This window comes from Phyllobacterium sp. OV277, assembly GCF_900104355.1.
Lineage (GTDB): Bacteria > Pseudomonadota > Alphaproteobacteria > Rhizobiales > Rhizobiaceae > Phyllobacterium.
The window spans coordinates 123,466-140,724 of record NZ_FNIY01000010.1 but is presented as its reverse complement, the minus strand read 5'-3'; the positions used below and the strand labels follow the sequence as shown (position 1 = coordinate 140,724).

The 17,259-nt window shown below is 54.4% G+C and carries 13 protein-coding genes; 1 reads left to right on the top strand and 12 read right to left on the bottom strand.

All coding sequences use genetic code 11. The annotated features are described in order from the left end of the window. Window positions 1-8: 8 nt before the first annotated feature. The 10 genes from BLU05_RS22655 to BLU05_RS22610 form a co-directional block, all read right to left on the bottom strand. Window positions 9-815, bottom strand: coding sequence for a non-homologous end joining protein Ku (locus BLU05_RS22655; RefSeq protein WP_091885198.1), 807 nt, complete (start codon window positions 813-815; stop codon window positions 9-11). 65 nt (window positions 816-880) lie between these two features. Then, on the bottom strand, window positions 881-2,011 hold the full coding sequence (locus tag BLU05_RS22650) for a glycosyltransferase family protein (RefSeq protein WP_091885196.1): 1,131 nt from the start codon (window positions 2,009-2,011) through the stop codon (window positions 881-883). Then, window positions 2,008-3,255, bottom strand: a complete 1,248-nt coding sequence (locus BLU05_RS22645; protein WP_175540716.1) for a glycosyltransferase family 4 protein — start codon at window positions 3,253-3,255, stop codon at window positions 2,008-2,010. Before BLU05_RS22645 ends, BLU05_RS22650 begins: the two co-directional genes overlap by 4 nt. A 10-nt stretch (window positions 3,256-3,265) precedes the next feature. Further along, entirely contained in the window at window positions 3,266-4,474 is a 1,209-nt protein-coding gene (locus tag BLU05_RS22640; RefSeq protein ID WP_091885277.1) for a glycosyltransferase family protein, read from the bottom strand. Between the two features lie 101 nt (window positions 4,475-4,575). Further along, complete coding sequence (locus tag BLU05_RS22635; RefSeq protein WP_091885192.1) at window positions 4,576-5,751, bottom strand: ABC transporter permease; 1,176 nt, start codon at window positions 5,749-5,751, stop codon at window positions 4,576-4,578. Continuing rightward, on the bottom strand, window positions 5,748-6,746 hold the full coding sequence (locus BLU05_RS22630; protein WP_091885190.1) for an ABC transporter permease: 999 nt from the start codon (window positions 6,744-6,746) through the stop codon (window positions 5,748-5,750). The genes BLU05_RS22635 and BLU05_RS22630 overlap by 4 nt, the downstream gene beginning before the upstream one ends. Window positions 6,747-6,748: 2 nt before the next feature. After that, on the bottom strand, window positions 6,749-8,614 hold the full coding sequence (locus BLU05_RS22625) for an ABC transporter substrate-binding protein (RefSeq protein ID WP_175540719.1): 1,866 nt from the start codon (window positions 8,612-8,614) through the stop codon (window positions 6,749-6,751). A gap of 35 nt (window positions 8,615-8,649) precedes the next feature. Then, entirely contained in the window at window positions 8,650-10,539 is a 1,890-nt protein-coding gene (locus tag BLU05_RS22620; protein WP_091885185.1) for an ABC transporter ATP-binding protein, read from the bottom strand. Window positions 10,540-10,678: 139 nt separating this feature from the next. Then, window positions 10,679-11,641: a polysaccharide lyase gene (locus BLU05_RS22615; protein ID WP_091885182.1), complete on the bottom strand. Its 963-nt coding sequence runs from the start codon at window positions 11,639-11,641 to the stop codon at window positions 10,679-10,681. Beyond that, window positions 11,638-12,975 (bottom strand): adenylate/guanylate cyclase domain-containing protein, encoded by a 1,338-nt coding sequence (locus tag BLU05_RS22610; protein WP_091885179.1) that lies wholly within the window; start codon window positions 12,973-12,975, stop codon window positions 11,638-11,640. Before BLU05_RS22610 ends, BLU05_RS22615 begins: the two co-directional genes overlap by 4 nt. Before the next feature lie 469 nt (window positions 12,976-13,444). Here BLU05_RS22610 and BLU05_RS22605 point away from each other — a divergent pair, with 469 nt between their 5' ends. Next, window positions 13,445-14,788, top strand: coding sequence for a nucleotide sugar dehydrogenase (locus BLU05_RS22605; RefSeq protein ID WP_091885168.1), 1,344 nt, complete (start codon window positions 13,445-13,447; stop codon window positions 14,786-14,788). Between the two features lie 68 nt (window positions 14,789-14,856). On the opposite strand, the gene BLU05_RS22600 is transcribed toward BLU05_RS22605, so the two are convergent. Next, window positions 14,857-15,927 carry a Csu type fimbrial protein gene (locus tag BLU05_RS22600; RefSeq protein ID WP_175540715.1) on the bottom strand — a complete coding sequence of 357 codons (1,071 nt, stop codon included), beginning with the start codon at window positions 15,925-15,927 and terminating at the stop codon, window positions 14,857-14,859. 451 nt (window positions 15,928-16,378) lie between these two features. Continuing rightward, a complete protein-coding gene (locus tag BLU05_RS22590; protein ID WP_091885164.1) occupies window positions 16,379-17,257 on the bottom strand; it encodes a hypothetical protein in 879 nt (292 codons plus the stop codon). Between the last annotated feature and the right edge of the window lie 2 nt (window positions 17,258-17,259).

Here is a 17,259-nt window from a genome sequence, read left to right as displayed (position 1 = left end):
TGGATTCTTCAGCGCTTCTTCGAGCCCTTGCCTTCGGCGGCAAGACTTTTCTTCAGCGCATCCATAATGTTGACGACATTGCTTGGACGTTCGGGCTGTGCTTCGGCTTTTGGGGGCTTCTTGCGGCCCTTCTTCCGCGCGCTGATAATATCCAGCAGGCGCTCCTGCACCGGATCACCAAGCATGGATGTATCCCAAGGCTTGGTGCGCTCCTTGATCAGGTCAGTCATAAGATCAAGTGATTTTGCTTCGGGTTTTGCGGTTTTGATGTCGGCGAAATACTCATTTTCGTTGCGTACTTCGTCGCCATAGCGAAGGGTCCACACAATAATCCCCTTATCCCGTGCTTCCAGCATGACAGCGCGTTCCCGGCGATAGAGCACAAGACGCGCAATCCCGACAGTCTTCGTAGCCGCCATGGCATCCCTTATGACGGAGAAAGCTTCTTCACCGACAGGATCATCCGGCAGGAGATAATGGGGTTTGTCATACCAGATCCATTCAATGCTATCGTGTGGAACGAATACATTGATGTCGATGGTACGCGTGCTTTCCAGAGCAACGGCCTGCAACTCGTCATCTTCGAGCATGATATATTCGTCTTCGCCGCGTTCGTACCCCTTGACCTGATCGTCATGGTCAACGGGTTTTCCGCTGACTGAATCGATGTATTCGCTGACGACGCGATTGCCGGTTGCCCGGTTCAGGGTGTGGAAGCGCACTTTCTCATTGTCCGTTGTAGCCGGTGTCATGATCACAGGACATGTCACCAGTGACAACTTCAGATAGCCCTTCCAAAAAGTATGCGGCGCCATGGCGAATACTCCCACAATCGTCTGAAACGATGGAGTGCGGTTTCTGTTCCAATGGCAAGTCGTCTTTAAAGCAGAGACCGCAATATCTCAGCTGTGCGTTTCGCGCCATTAAGGTCAAGCGTGTGACCGCCGGGTTTGGGCCGGGAGAGTGAAAGCTCTATGGCATCGCCCAGAACGGCGGCATTCAAACCGCTTTCCGGCAGGGCTACAGCCAGTCCAAGTTCTTCAAGGCGCATTGCACGCACAGTCTGCTCGGTTTCCCCTCCTGCGGTGAAGGGCACCAGAATGGAACGGCATTGCGCTTGGAGTACGTCGCAGACGGTATTATATCCCGCTTGCGATATGGAAAGCTCTGCACCGCGAAGCAGAGACGGAAAATCCTTGCGAAACCGCACGAGAGTGACATTCTCAGCTGTCTGGTTCGAGAGACCGGCAAAATCCTCTTCCGGCAGATTTGGCCCGGTGATCAGGCACCAACGACCCCGGTCGCTTGAGGCTCTGGCTGCTTCAAGCGCCGAGCGCACGAGATCGAGGCCGACGGCACCCCCGCCAGCCGAAACAACAATATCGAAAACGTCCGTTGGCGAAGCCGGAACAGGTGCTGCAACCAAGCCAGTGTAAATGATCTTGTCGGCAATTTCGGCAGCCAGCGGAAATGTTTTCGGCAAGGTGACGAAATCCGGGTCGCCATGCACAAGCACATGATCGAAATGCGTCTTGATCAGCCCTACGGTTTCCTCGTCGCGACCGGGTTTGGTGCGTTCCTGCAGGATATCCCGCACGGATGTGAGCAGTTTGGGCCGGGGCGACGCGGTTGCTATGGCATCGAGCAAGGGCAGCAGTTCAAAGCGCATTTGGCGGCGACCGAATGGAAAGGCTTCGACGATGACAATATCAGGCCGGGCCGTATGGAATGCCTGCAGCAACAAATCACGGCGCTGGTGCAGAAAATCCTCGTCAACAGGCTTGCCATGCTCGTCTGCCAGTCCGGAGAAGCCAGCATTGCTTGCCACCACGGCGGGGAGGGCGACTGATTTAACATCAGGACCGGGAAAGCCCGGGACGGGCAGTCCACCAGTAACAACAGTCACTTCAAACCCGTCCTTGGCCAGAGCCGAAGCAATGCGGCTGGCGCGGGCGAGATGACCGATACCGAGAAGATGTTGAACATAAAAGAAGACGCGGGGTGCGCTCATCTGGTCTTCTGCCACTCGGTTTCAAACAGGCTGGTCAATTGCCGGATGCTGGAATTGTGATCGAAGTGTTCGCGCACTCTTTGTTCGGCGGCTTTACCCAGACGATGGCGCAGTTCCGGTCGGCGAATTGCCTCCTCCAGCGCATTGGCAAGGGATTGCGGGTCCTCCGGCGGCACAACAAGGCCATTCTGCCCGTCCGTCAACAGTTCTGGAACACCTGATATGTTGGTCGAGATACAGACGAGGTTTTGACTTGAGGCTTCGACGAGAACGTTCGGCAGACCATCGCGGTCACCATCCGCCGCAATCCGGCACGCCAGCGCGAATATATCGGCGTTGCGATAGTGTTGCAGCACTTCTTCCTGCGCAAGTGCGCCTTTCCAGATGATGCGATCGGCAATGCCAAGTTCTTGCGCCAGAGGCTTCAATTTCGCCAGCTGGTCGCCACCGCCAATATGCACGAACCTCCAGTTGAGGTCAGCAGGCAGCAAGGCGAAAGCGCGCAGCAGGACATCGTAGCCCTTCTTTTCCACGGCCCGGCCAACACTCAAAATCTGTACGGGATCGGCGATACCGGAACCATTCCGGTTGGATCGCGCTTCGTTGAAATGTCCGAACCGCGCCAGATCAAGGCCATGATAGCTCAGATGCACTTCATCCTTGCGGTCCGTCAGCTCGCGCATATGGTCAAAGCCGCTGCGCGTGCAGGTGACGCTCCAGCGGGCCTCGGCCAGTTTCTCCGTCAGTTCCCAGTCCGGCGAGGTCCAGATGTCCTTGGCATGGGCAGAACAGGTCCACGGCACGCCGGTCATGATGCTTGTATAGGCGGTCACCGAGGCAGGCGTGTGGATGAAATGCGCATGCAGCCATTCACCGGCATCGGGCCATTCATGCGCAAGCACAAGCGCCTGCCCGAGGCGACGGAACCTGTTGCGGGTGAGGTCACGGCGCAAATCAGCCCAGAACCGGCGCAGGAGCGGTTTGAAACCCGGCTTTGACCAGCCTGCAAACAGCGCGCGCAGCACCCGTAGCGGCTCGTCGTGCAGATATTCAGGCAGATAGACCACCCGCGCCTTGATCTCATCGTGGATCGGATGCCGCTTCTTGTCGGTCGGTTTGCGCATGGAGATGAGCGTCAGGTCGAACCCTGCACGCTCCAGCCCAAGCAGTTCCTGCGCAATAAAGGTTTCCGACAGGCGTGGATAACCCTTCAGCACCACCAGTGTTTTACGGCGTATGGGCAAAGTGATCTCTTTATTCGGCAACGGCCAGCGGTTGCTGCTGCTGGCGCTCATCCAGCCAGTCGCCGACGATCTTCGAAATATGAACGAGGCCTTCCAGACGCATGTCTTCGCCGCTCTTGGATGGTGGTGCACGATCCGGCAGACGCTTGAGTGCTTCGGCAAGCCGCAAGGGGTCTTCGGCTTCTTCAGGCAGGAGCATGTCGACAAGCCCAAGCTCTGAAGCACGTTGCGCGCGGATCAGCTGCTCTTCACGCGGTTGGATGCGCGGAACAATCAGCGCAGGCTTGTCGAACGACAATATCTCGCAATAGGTGTTGTAGCCGCCCATGGCCACCACAGCCTTTGCCCCGGCAATCAGTTCTTCCATGCGGTTATCGAATTCGATGACTTCGATATAAGGGATTTTACTGCCTTTTTTCACTAGCTTGGCCCGCTGTTTGGCGGGCATATAGGGTCCAAGCACAATAAAGGCCTTGTGCGTCAGTGTCGGATCCTGCTGATAGGCATGGATGACGTTGTGGACGAGGTCTGCACCATCGCCGCCACCGCCCGTCGTCACCAGAATGTAGTCACCTTCAGGCACATGCACAGAGGCCTTGTCATGGGACAGGCTGCGCTGAAGAAATCCGACAAATTCCATCTTGTTGCGCACACCGGCAGGCACATCGAGATCGACCAGAGGGTCATAGAAATCCGGCGGGCCATAGACCCACACATTGTCGTAATACTGATCGATCTTCTGCATCACATTGGCCTTTTTCCACTCGGCTTCGAGCAGATGCGGCGCATCCATGACTTCGCGCAGGCCAAGCACAAGCGTAGTGCCGCGTGACTTGAGATAGGCCAAGGTCTCTTCGACCTCGCCTTTCAGCCCCATCGGCTCCTTGTCGACGATGAAAATATCCGGTTGAAACGTTTCAGCGGTATGCCTGATGATCGACTGGCGCATTTTTAGCGTTTCGTGCAGATCGATGTGGCGGGCGAGCGAAGTATATTCGCCATTGCGCAGCTTGATCACGCTTGGCACTTTTACGAAATCAACCCGTGCGCGATAGTCAAACGCCCCGGCGATGGTTGCACCGGAGATGATGAGAATGTTGAGCCCGCGATAATCCTCAACGAGCGAGTGGGCGATGGTCCTGCAACGTCTGAGATGGCCGAGGCCAAACGTGTCATGGCTATACATCAAGATCCGAGCATCTTCGAAACGCCGCATCATGGTCAAAACCTCTTGGAGACGAATTGCTGCGGCAGTTTCACCTGCGCAGCACATTCGGGACGGCTGGGAGAATGCACATTCATTGGTCTGTCAACTTTCCTCTATCTGTAGGGGTCGGCGGCATCGCGCAACCCATCTCCCAGAAAATTGAACGCCAAAATAACCAGAATGACTGGAATCATTGGAAATAAAAGCCACGGATAGAATGCGATCACACTGACACTGCGGGCTTCAGTCAAAAGAATTCCCCAACTGGTGATCGGCGGGCGAAGACCAAGGCCAAGAAAGCTCAGTGCTGTCTCACCCAGAATCATGCCCGGAATGGATATGGTCGCCGTGGCAATCAGATGTGACATGAAGCCAGGAACCAGATGACGGCCAATAATACGTCCGCTTTTTGCTCCCATCAACTGGGCAGCGAGAACATAATCCTCTTCACGCAGCGCTAGAATCTTCGAACGCACAGCGCGGGCAAGACCGGTCCAATCCAGCATGCCGAGAATGATGGTTATACCAAAGTAGATGAGGATGGGACTCCACGTCACGGGCATGATGGCGGCCAGTGCCATCCACAACGGCAGACTAGGCAGCGATTGCAACACTTCGATGACGCGTTGAACCAGCAGATCGAACCAGCCACCATGATAGCCTGCAAGTCCGCCGATAATGATGCCGAGAACGAAACTGATGGTTATGCCGATAAGGCCAATGGTCAGCGAAATACGCGCACCATAGATAATACGTGAGAGCACATCGCGTCCCAGCCGGTCGGTTCCCAGCAGGAACATCTGTCCACCCTTGGCCGGACAGACCAGATGAACATTCGTCGCCACGACGCCCCAGAAACGGTAATCATCGCCACGGCAGAAAAAGCGCAGGGGCTGCACATCGTTTCTGTTGTCGGTGTATACGCGTTTCAGCGATTCCATATCCAATTTCATTTCACGACCATACACGTATGGTCCAATTAACTTTCCGTCATGAAACAGCCGGACCCGCTGTGGCGGGGAGTGAATGAAATCAACATTTCGTGTATGCAGGTTATAGGGCGCCAGAAACTCAGCAATGATGATCATGCTGTAGAGCGCGAGCAGAAAAATCCCCGAGGCGAGCGCAAGCCGGTGGCGTTTGAACTTCCACCACATGAGCCGCGTTTGCGAGGCAAGATGAACCTTGGCCTGAGCATCAGTCATAGCCTCGACCGACATGGGATCGAACGGCGCCGTCGAGACGTAGTGCTGCAAGGGTGCGCCGGGTAGGGGGAGCTGAGATGTCACTTTGTGCTCCTGCCCTGCAAGCGGATACGCGGATCAAGGAAGGCCAGTGCAATATCGGATATGAGCACGCCAATAACCGTCAGAAACGCCAGAAACATCAGGAACGATCCGGCCAGATACATATCCTGACTTTGCAATGCTTTGATCAGCATTGGCCCGGTTGTCTCCAACGAAAGTACAATTGCTGTGATTTCAGCGCCCGATATAATGGCTGGCAGGATCGAGCCGATATCAGCGACGAAGAAGTTCAGTGCCATACGCAATGGGTATTTGACCAATGTTCGGAAGGGGTGCAGCCCCTTGGCCCTTGCTGTCATGACATATTGCTTCTGCAATTCATCGAGCAGATTGGCGCGCAAGCGTCGGATCATCCCCGCCGTGCCCGCCGTGCCGACGATGATGACCGGAATCCACAGATGGGAGAGGATTGATCGTGTTTTCTCCCAGCTCATAGGTTCGCTCAGATATTTCTGGTCCATGAGATGGCCGATAGATGTGCCAAACCAGATATTGGCAAAATACATCAGGATCAGTGCCAGCATGAAGTTAGGAATGGCTATTCCCAACAGGCCGAACAGCGTCAGACCGTAGTCGCTCCAGCTATATTGGTGGGTCGCCGAGTACATGCCGATGGGAAAGGCAAGCAGCCACGTGAAGAGAATGGTAACGAAGGACACCAGCACTGTCAGCCACAGCCGATCACCTACCACATCACTGACGGGGAGTTGATATTCGAACGAGTAACCGAAATCTCCCTGCAGCATGCCCCCGAGCCAATGGAAATAACGCAAAACCGGAGGTTGGTCGAAACCGTATTGGTGACGCAACTCTTCCATATCCTGAAGATTGACGGTTTCGCCTTGCGCCTGCATTTCGGCGATCTGGCTTTCAAGGAAATTGCCCGGCGGTAGTTCAATGATGACGAACACCAGCGCTGAAATGATCAGCAAGGTGGGGACCATTGCCGCGATACGCCAAAGAATATATCGCAACATGGCTATTTCTCCCCGCTGAGCCAGAAGGTGTCAGGCATGTATATTCCGAGGTAGCAGGTGGGATCAAAACCGTAGAGCCCTTTATCAGGAACATTTTGCAAGCGCGACGAGCGCAAGATAGGCTGCAATGTGCCGTTGACCAGCCCTATGGAAAACACCTGATCCGTGTAGAGAGACAGCATCTTGTGCCATATCTCAGTTCTTTCAGGCATATGGGCCGATTTACGCCAGCTGTTCTGTAGGTCAAGAAGCTCCTGTGCTTCGGGCAGATCGGGCGCCTGTCCATTCTGTCCGACGGAGAGGTAATGCCTGCCCCATACGGGCCATTGGTACTGATCATCGGCTGTCGGGGCCAATTGCCCCGGATTCATGTCAGCGGTCGCCACCCCATTGGGAATGCCAAGCCCGATCGACATCATGATACGGCCTCCCTGAGCGCGGCTGCGGAAAATATCGCGCTGGGAGGTTCGGGTATAAAGCGCAAGCCCAACCTTGCGCCAGTGGTCGGTTACAAGTTCGAGCACATCGACATCCAGCGTGCTCTCGCCCGGTGTCTCGACTGTGATTTCCGCGGGGCGACCATCGGGTAAAAGACGGATGCCATCATCGTTACGGTTTTGCATGCCCACTTCGTCGAGCAACGCATTGGCTTTGGCGGGGTCAAAATCAATCCAGGCTTTTGCATATTCCGGCTTATAAAGCGGACTTTCCGGCAGGACCGTGTCCGCGCTTGGTGTCCCAAGGCCATAGAATACGGCCATATTGATCTCATGCCTGTCGATTGCCAGAGAAAGTGCACGACGGAATCGCACCTCGCGAAACAGCGCCCGCCAACTATCATCCAGGCAGTTCAGATTGGGAAGTATGGCAATGCGCGAGCCACGGATCGTCTTCCATAGGTCGACTTTGATCGGATAACGTTTTTCTGCCTCCTTAAGGAAGGTATAATCTGCAAAATCAACACCGGTGGCCTGCAAATCGCTTTCGCCCGCACCGGTTTTTGCGGGAATAATTGTTGGCGAACTGACATTCAGGATGAAACGGTCGACATAAGGCAACTGCCTGCCATTCTCGTCAACCCGATGGAAGAAGGGATTGCGCTCGAAAACGAACTGTTCGGCGGGTGGCGCTGTCATGTTCCGCCAGGGATCAAGCACCGGCAATTCCGGATTCTCAGGGCGATATTGCCGCGCCATCTTGATGTGAAGATCAGCCCACTTCTTGACCCGGTTTTCCTTCATCAGTGCGGCTAGCCGGAATTTGTCCTGATAATCCTTGTGGAATTTCTTCAGGTAGACCGATGGGCCGACAATGGCCAGCGCTTGCGGGGCTGCAAGGCTTGGCAGAAAAAACGGATTAGGAGACTCCCACGAATAGCGGACCGTCAATGGATCGAGAACCTCGAAGCGCGGCAGCTTGCCATCGATGCGCAGTTCCAGAGCACCCCCGCCGGGCGTCAGGTCGGCATTCAGAAGAACGTCGTTCCACCAATAGCTGAAATCGTCAGCTGTCAGCAGCGACCCATCTGACCATTTGTGACCCTCGCGGATCGTGAAAGTGAAAACAGTATCATTTTCCGACTGGAAAGACTCCAGCACATCCGGTTGCAGGACGAGATGTTCGTCATATCCGACCAGCCGGGCATAGCCATAGATGGTCATGAACCGGATGTCTTTCTGGCTACCGATAATGGTACGCAGCGTGCCGCCATATTGTCCGGGTACACGCCCCATTGCTTTCAGATTGATGATCCTTGGCCGCTTTGGTATGCGCTGGGCAAGGGGAGGCAGGCTTGTGGCACGCAGCCGGTCTTCCAGAAATTCCGGCTCGCGTTCACGATCGGCTGCTTTGGCCGTGACCGGAACCATCGCAGAGGCAAGTGCACCCAATACAGTCCGCCGCGTTACCAAGAGCGTAGTTCCTTAACATCGACATTGCGCCGTGCCAGCACCAGATGACCATTGCCAAGATCGGCTGGTGAAAGCGGGTCTTCTTCCTCTCCGCTGGAGAATTGCGGTCCCCAAAGCCGCTGGTCGGACGCACCGCTGGCCCTGAGCGTCTTGAAATCAAGCGGGCGGTCGAGATCCGGAAAGGGTATCGCCGCCAGAAGCGCCTTTGTATAGGGATGAACAGGATCACGCAGGATGATTTCGCGTGGCGCTATTTCGACGATCCGTCCGGCACACATCACGGCGATGCGGTCTGCCATGTAGTCAACGACCGCAAGGTTGTGTGAAATGAACAGATATGTCAGGCCGAGTTCCTTCTGCAAATCTTTCAGAAGATTGAGAATCTGCGCCTGAACAGAAACATCGAGCGCCGAGACGGGCTCGTCGCAGATCAGCAATTGCGGCCCGAGCGCCAGAGCCCGCGCAATGCCGATGCGCTGGCGTTGCCCGCCTGAGAAACTATGCGGATAACGATTAAGGTATCGCTGGTCGAGACCAATGGCCTGCATCAGCGCGCGCACTTTCTCAAGGCGCGACGCCCTGTCACCGCGTCCGTGAATTTCCAGCGGCTCGCTCAGAATGTTCTGCACTGTCATGCGCGGCGACAGCGATGAAACAGGATCTTGAAAAACCATCTGGATTTTGGTGCGCAATTCCAGAAGCTTTGGCCCCTGTGCTGCGAGAACATCCAGCTTGCCCTTGCCATCGTCAAAGGTGATGGAGCCACTGTCGGGGGTGATGGCCCGCATTAATATCTTGCTGACCGTGGTCTTGCCTGAACCACTTTCGCCGACAAGGCCGAGGCATTCGCCGCGCCGGATATCGAAACTGACACCATCGACAGCGCGGATACGGGTTTGATCCTGTTTGCCGAAAAGCCCGGATTTTCGAATTCCGTAGGTTTTTACGAGATTTCGCACCGAGAGAAGCACCTCGGGGGCGGCTTCCTCTTGCTTTTTCTTGCCCCACAGGACGCCGGAATTGACAGGAACTTCGCGCAGCGCCTTCAGACGCTCGCCCGGTTTCATGTCAAAATGCGGTATGGCCGCCATCAGACCCTTGAGATAGGTGTGCTGCGGGTTGCGGAAAATCGCATCGACAGGCCCAGCTTCCATAATCTCGCCGTGATAGATGACAACGACCTCGTCAGCCATATTGGCAACCACGCCCAGATCGTGGGTGATCAGCAGCATGGCCATATTGAGCTTGTGCTGGAGATTGCGCAGCAATTCGAGAATTTGCGCCTGAATGGTCACATCAAGGGCTGTTGTCGGCTCGTCAGCGATGAGCAAGGCGGGGCGGCAGATCAGGGCCATCGCAATCATTGCGCGCTGCCGCATACCGCCTGACAACTCAAACGGGTACATGTCATAGGTGCGCTTCGGATTGGAAAACCCGACCAGCCCAAGCATTTCCTCGGTCTGGGTACGGCGCTCGGATTTGGTCGCCTGCGTATGAATGGCCAGAACTTCGCTGATCTGATTGCCAACCGTGTGCAGCGGCGACAAAGAGGTCATAGGCTCCTGAAATATCTTGGCCATACGACTGCCGCGCAGGGCTCTTATCTCAGGGCCATCGCGCTCCAGCTGTAAAATGTCTGTGGTTTTGCCGTCAACCGGATCAGTGAACAGGATTTTACCCGTCACAGCGGCAGTATTGGGCAGGATACCCATAACCGATTGGCTGATAACGGATTTTCCCGAACCGGATTCACCCACCAGCGCGGTCACCTTGCCCGGAAGGATGCGCAGATTCGCGCCCTTCACGACATGCATACGCCCGCCCAGCATCGAAAACGATATGCCGAGATTCTCGATTCGTAAAAGATCAGACCCCGACGTCATGCCAGTTTTTTATTCCCCAAAGCGTTTTTATTGTCGCCCATTCAGGCCAGACTATCGCACGACAAACAGTGAGTCTAGTTGGGTCACATCACGATGACATCGTGCTAGCGTTTCAGGGATATTTTGTGTCACTTGAAGCTTACAAAACCGGGCAGAACTGCGCATCCATCACGTCTTCACACCGGGGCGACCGGCGGAAATCATCGTAATAGAGTGCCCATTCCTTGTCGTCTGCGGCGCGATAGGGACCGAACTTGAAATACTGATTCTTGCCGAGCCCCTTGTCGGCATGGCCGATATGGCCCTTGATCGTTACGATCCATTTGTTGTTGGCAAATATCTCGACATGGCCGGACCCGTCAGGTCCCGGCTTGGTATAGATGGCAAAATCGATCCAGCCTGAATCGGGTGTCGGCAGTTTATTGCCGCGATCCGTCAGTGTAATAGCATTGGTGCAGGTGTTGAACTGCTTGCCATCCTGCGGTGTCCAGCTTGAATCTGCGGCCACCAATGCGCGCATCTGATTGGTATCAGGGCGCAACCAGACCGGCGTCTGTCCCTCGCCGCAGGCGCTGACAGTCGTCGTGCCCTGTGCCTTTGCCGGTGCAATATAATTGGTCTCAATGGTGGCAAACAATTTGCCTTTGTTGAGGCGCAAAGCCAGAAAAGGACTGAAATCACCAACGGCCTTCGGGCCGATTTCACGTTTCCATTGAGCAATAAGATAGCGGTGATCATCTGTCGGAATGGGATCGGCAAACTTGACCGCAAAACCGTACCAGACGCCCTGATTATAAGGCACGCGCTTGTCGGTCTTTTCCCAGATCTCCGCGCGCTCGCTGCAATTGTGCTTTGTACCCGGACATAAGGGTTTGACGCTGAGCTTCAGCGCGCCGCCGCCATTTCGCGTCACTTCCGATTGAAATTCGACGGTCCCTGCACTCTGTTCAAAATTTTTGCGGTAATAGAGCCCGCCTGTCGGCGAAAAATCCTTGCCGTCAAAGCCGTCCACGAGCACATCGCTCTTTGGCTCTGCGCTGGCATGGGATGATAGGTTCACACTCGCAACCAGGGCAGCCATCAGGACGGTCTTTCGCTTCATTGCATGAACTTCTCCAGAAGGGGCCTCTGATCCTGAATTTTTGCGTCGCGATGCAACAGCATGACCTGTTCTGCCTCTGACAGCCCATCATAGGCTACTTCGTCGAATGCATCTTCAGGGGCAACTGTAGCCGATTGTTTTGGTAGAAGAACAGTGACTTTTTGCCCGACGCCGCGCAGTTTTTCTTCACCCAATGTCGTCCATTCGCCGCCACAATAGGTGGCAAATGCCTGGCTGGCGACAACTTCGCGCGAATATTTCTTGGTCAGGCCCTGCAGCCGCTGGACTTCGTTGACCGCAGACCCGAAGGCGGAAAAGGTCAGGCGGTCTTTCAGGCCAACATTGCCGAACATGACATTGCCGACATGCAGGCCGATGCCATAGCGGATATCGCTGAGGCCATCTTTGCGCCGTTCGCGGTTAAGCTCTGCCACACGGGTCTGCGCCTTGAAGACAGCTGACAGCGCGGCCTGACAGGCAACCTTGGATGGGTCCTTGTGCCGCCCGCAGGGATAAACGGCGAGGAAACCATCGCCCATGAAACTAAGGATTTCACCGCCGCCACGGTTGAATGGCGCGGCAATCGCGTCAAAGAAATGGTTGAGCGTATCGATATAGGCCTGACGACCTTCTTTTTCGGCCAGCATGGTCGACTGGCGCATATCACCCATCACCAGTGCAGCGCGGATTGTTTCGCCATCACCGCGGCGAATCTGGCCGTTGAGAACGCGCTTGCCCGCATTGCCGCCGAGATAGGTGGACAGCATATTATCGGCGAGCTTGCCGAGAACTGCCATTTTGGCGGCAACAGCCAAATGATTCTGCAGTTTCAGTAGGGCGCCGATCATGCTTTCGCTGAAACCGGCGCTGCTATCCGTCGACCACGAGCCCATCATGCCCTGTGCCGACTCGCCGCTGAACGGCTGCACGAAGGCAAGATAGTCAGTTATGCCTTCCTTTTTCAGCTCTTCGAATATCGGAAACTCATTGGGGCTATCGGCAACGAGGCGGCGGCGCACATGCTCAAGATTGTTGCACAGAAGATAGTAATAGGGGCTCAGCAAAAACCTTTCAGGCTTTTCGCCCGGCGTGTGTCTGTAACCTTCCACCACAAGACCGCTTGAACGCTGCCAGGTAAAACCGAGCGCGTCATAGAGCGGATGCAGCATGGAGAATGTCAGGTGGACGCGTGCGATCGGCAGGCCAGCTGCGGCGATACGTTCACAAAACCCTCGTACAATTGTCTCAAGATTCTCGCCGGCAAGAGAAGAACGTGTGAGCCAGTCAGCGACTTTTTCGAGAAGTATGGCGGATACGTCAGTTTGCGTGCTCATCACTCGTCCCTGTCCTTGCGGACCACGCCCAGCTTCCAGACACTGTTCCGCGATCGACCGGGAATGAAAATCATACCCAAAACAAGCAGATACGGGAACAGGATGAGCGAACCGGGCATTGGTGTCAACGCCGACAGCAGAGGCTCCAGCCTCAATTGCCTGTCCGGTGCGGCTCAAACGGATGCTGGCGGGTGGTCCTCTATCAATTTTGATTCTCGTTCTCCCATTGAAATGGGCATGTCACGTATCTGAAACAATAGAGAAGCACGGGATATCCCATGGATAAAGGCTGGTCTCCTGACAACCTCCTGTCAGCATTGGTGCGATGGAGGGTTTCGGCGTCATCAACTGTTTGTGACAGCTACGGCGCGCCGCCCCTTGCTTGACAGCCGCGTGCATAGCCGCCATCTAAACGGCAAGAATTCCGGGCCTCCCATGTGCCCACAACTCCCGCAAAGAAGAGATCGCCTTGGCCGTTTCCTCCTCTCCCTTCACCGACCTTTCCAGCAAGATCGATGCGCGTGGTGCCCATGCGGGTGTGATCGGGCTTGGCTATGTCGGGCTGCCTTTGGCAATCACCCTTGCCCATAGCGGGTTTTCCGTGACGGGTTTTGACATTGATCCGAACAAAATCACCGCTCTGGATGCGGGCCGCTCCTATATTGAAGCGGTTTCGGATGCGGCTCTTGGCGCGGAAACATCGAAGAACAGGTTTCGCTCGACAACTGATTTTGCCGGGCTTGCCGGGTGTGATGTGATCATCATCTGCGTGCCGACACCACTGACCAAGCATCGCGATCCTGATCTGTCCTATGTCGAAGCAACCTCGCACGCCATCGCCAGGACATTGCGGCCGGGGCAGTTGATCGTGCTTGAATCGACCACCTATCCCGGCACCACTGATGATGTGGTCAAAACCATTCTGGAAAAGACTGGTCTCAAGTCAGGTGTGGATTTCTTCCTTGGCTTTTCGCCAGAAAGGGAAGACCCCGGCAATCGCGATTTCCAGACCTCGACCATCCCGAAAATCGTCGCCGGTGATGGTGAGGAAGCCAGCCTGTTGATGCAGGCTTTCTACGGCGCTGCGGTTAAAACAGTCGTGCCTGTTTCCTCCAATGCAACGGCGGAAGCGGTGAAGCTGACGGAGAACATTTTCCGCGCCGTCAATATCGCGCTGGTGAACGAGTTGAAGACCGTTTATGCGGCGATGGGCATCGATATCTGGGAAGTGATCGAAGCGGCAAAGACAAAGCCGTTTGGCTATATGCCGTTTTATCCGGGTCCCGGGCTTGGCGGCCACTGTATCCCGATTGACCCGTTTTATCTCACATGGAAATCACGGGAATATGAGCTGCCGACCCGCTTTATCGAGCTGGCGGGCGAGATCAATTCGGCTATGCCGCGCTATGTCGTCGGCAAGCTTGCCGAAGCGCTGGATGTCAGGCTCGGCAAGGCACTCAGCCGCTCACGCGTGCTGGTGCTTGGCCTCGCCTATAAGAAGAACGTGCCTGATATCCGCGAAAGCCCGTCGCTGCGGCTGATCGAGATCATCAAGGAACGCGGCGGCCATGCGGATTATCATGATCCGTTCGTTGCCGAGATACCCTCAACCCGCGAATATATAGCGCTGAAGGGCCTTGCCTCCGTGCCGCTGGATGAGAAGACAGTGAAATCCTACGATGCCATTCTGGTTTCAACTGATCATGATGGCGTCGACTATGCGGCCCTGGCCAAATGGTCACCGCTGATTGTCGACACCCGCAATATTTTTGCCAAGCTGGGACTAAGCGCCGAGCATATTGTGAAGTCGTAGAAGCGTATTTCTGCGAGGTGTTGCCAGAGGGCAGTCGTGTGACGGACCTTCGAAAAGCAGTTGCGGTTTCAAAACGTGACCGTGTAGACAACGGTGTCCCTGTAGACACCGGCTGGCGGCGCGGCGGGCAGTTTCGGCAGTCTGGCGTAAATCGGCGTGGTTTTGGTTGTGCTCATTGGCTCGCCCTGACCAATCTGGATCGGGGTGCTTGTCCAGGGAGTGTTGCAGCCACGGTCGGCACATAGTTCATAGGCAACAAAACTCTTCCCGTCGGCGCTCTTCATCTGGCGTTGTTTCCCGTCCACACTGTACCGGCCTTGGTCAAGGGCGATAGAATACGGTGTCCCGGTGGTGCAGCGGATTGATATATTCCCCTCGGCCTCCGGTCGTTTCATCGCGACAGACGATGCTATGGTACCGAAATTGATATCTGTCTGGTTCCCAAGCAGGCAGTTCTTTTCGACAGTAATCGAGATGTCCATCATACCAAGCATGCTCTTACTGACAAGCGACCTGTTGATGCAACTAGGTCCTGTATTCGATTGATAATTGTCCTCCTGATATATCCAGACTCTATAGCTGCCAGCGTAGGTGCCTGCTTGAATCAAATCCTGACTGCCATCCAAAAGAAGCTTCACTTGAAGGTCGGGTATGTGATGGCGTGATGCCTCATCGTTAAGTATAAGACTTTGGGATAAGTCTCTTAAAATCCCATAACCGAAGGTGTCGAGCGAGGGGTTATTTGTCGATACATAGTCAGTAAAACCATAATCACTGTTAGATAATTTGAAGCCAAGCACGACATTGGGCTTATCTTTCATCGTTAGATTGAAGCTGTAATTATCTCTTATTTGAGAGCCAACAGGCTCAATACGATAACAAACATTTGTGCGGCCCGAAGTCCACTGTTTTAGCGGTATATCACGCTCGCATGTCCAATACGTTTTGGGAATGGTTACAGGCGTTGGAGGGCTCGCGAATAAATCTATACTGGTACTGATGCCAAGCGGCGACGTGAGGTGGCAATTCTTTGCAAATGACGGTTGGACAAAGCTGAACATTCCCAGAGCAAGGATGAGTGGAAACACCAGAGCGGGTATGAGCGAAAACAATAAACTTAGCGCAATTTTGATCTTCATCAGTGTTCTCATCAACTGGGAGAGGCTGCGCGGGAATTGGAGCGTGGGGAAACGGTCCCGCTGATTTGTCGACACCCGCAATATTTTTGCTGGGCCTGAGCGCCGAGCATATTGTGAAGTCGTAGAAGCGTATCTCCACCGTAACGTGTTGAGCATCAGCGGGGTTGGTTTGACAGCCGCAAGAAAGGCGCGGCTGGAGCCTTAATAAGTAACTGTATAAATAACAGTGTCCCTGTAGACACCGGCTGGTGGCGCGGCAGCAAGTTTTGGGATTTTGGCATAAATTGGGGTAGTCACGGCGTCATGCGTTGGCTTGCCCTGAGCAATCTGGATCGGGGGGGTCGTCCAGACAGTCTTACAGCCTCGGTCGCTGCATAGCTCGTAGGGAACAAAATTCTTCCCGTCGGCGCTCTTCATCTGGCGTTTTCCATCCACACTGTATTGGCCTTGGTTAAAGGCGATAGAATAGGGTGTCCCGACGGTGCAGCGGATCGATTATACTCCCCTCGGCCTCCGGTTGGTTCATCGCGACAGACGATGCCATGGCTCCAAAATTGATATCTGTTTTGTTCTCAAGCAGGCAGTTCTTTTTGACAGTAATCGAGATATCTATCGTACCGAGCATGCTCCTACTGGTAAAATTTAAGGTTTCGCAACCATGCGGTCTAGCGCTATTCGAAAAATAAATATCGTCCAGCTGATATACCCAGAGTCTATAGCTGCCAGCGTAGGTGCCCGCTTGAAGCAAAGTCTGATTGTCATTTAAACTATATCCAGCGAAGGTGCCCGCTTGATTCAAAAACTGACTGCCCTTTAAAAGAGGTTTTAGTTCAATGTTGCTCAAGTGAGCTTTTGCTGCCGCCTCCTCAGGAAAAAAACCACCTAAGAAGTTTTTTAAGCCGGGCGCAATACCGTAGGTTTTGAGCGAGGTGTCATTTGTCGATATATATTCGTCTTCACGATAACGATTTTGTAATTGGAAGCCAAGCTCGACGAAAGTGTTGTCTTTCATCACTAGATTGAAGCTGTGGTTATCTCGTCTTTGAGTGGCACTAGGCTCAATACGAAAACAAAAGTATACGAAGTCATCCTTCCACTGTTTTGTTGGTATATCACGTTCGCATTTAAATTCCATATCTGGAATGACTATAGGCTTTAGACTGCCCTCGAATACATCTATGCTCGTGCTGATGCCAGCCGGCGACGTTAAGTAGCAATTCTTTGCAAATGACGGTTGGACAAAGCTGAACGTCCCCAAAGTAAGCATGAGTGGAAACACCAGAGCGGGGATGAGGGAAAACAATAAACTCAGCGCAATTTTGATCTTCATGG

What these genes read in the sequence shown, in the direction of transcription:
- BLU05_RS22655 (WP_091885198.1), bottom strand. Translation starts at nt 815, where the DNA reads ATGGCGCCGCATACTTTTTGGAAGGGCTATCTGAAGTTGTCACTGGTG.
- BLU05_RS22650 (WP_091885196.1), bottom strand. Translation starts at nt 2,011, where the DNA reads ATGAGCGCACCCCGCGTCTTCTTTTATGTTCAACATCTTCTCGGTATC.
- BLU05_RS22640 (WP_091885277.1), bottom strand. Translation starts at nt 4,474, where the DNA reads ATGATGCGGCGTTTCGAAGATGCTCGGATCTTGATGTATAGCCATGAC.
- BLU05_RS22630 (WP_091885190.1), bottom strand. Translation starts at nt 6,746, where the DNA reads ATGTTGCGATATATTCTTTGGCGTATCGCGGCAATGGTCCCCACCTTG.
- BLU05_RS22625 (WP_175540719.1), bottom strand. Translation starts at nt 8,614, where the DNA reads ATGGTTCCGGTCACGGCCAAAGCAGCCGATCGTGAACGCGAGCCGGAA.
- BLU05_RS22620 (WP_091885185.1), bottom strand. Translation starts at nt 10,539, where the DNA reads ATGACGTCGGGGTCTGATCTTTTACGAATCGAGAATCTCGGCATATCG.
- BLU05_RS22615 (WP_091885182.1), bottom strand. Translation starts at nt 11,641, where the DNA reads ATGAAGCGAAAGACCGTCCTGATGGCTGCCCTGGTTGCGAGTGTGAAC.
- BLU05_RS22610 (WP_091885179.1), bottom strand. Translation starts at nt 12,975, where the DNA reads ATGAGCACGCAAACTGACGTATCCGCCATACTTCTCGAAAAAGTCGCT.
- BLU05_RS22600 (WP_175540715.1), bottom strand. Translation starts at nt 15,927, where the DNA reads ATGAAGATCAAAATTGCGCTAAGTTTATTGTTTTCGCTCATACCCGCT.
- BLU05_RS22590 (WP_091885164.1), bottom strand. Translation starts at nt 17,257, where the DNA reads ATGAAGATCAAAATTGCGCTGAGTTTATTGTTTTCCCTCATCCCCGCT.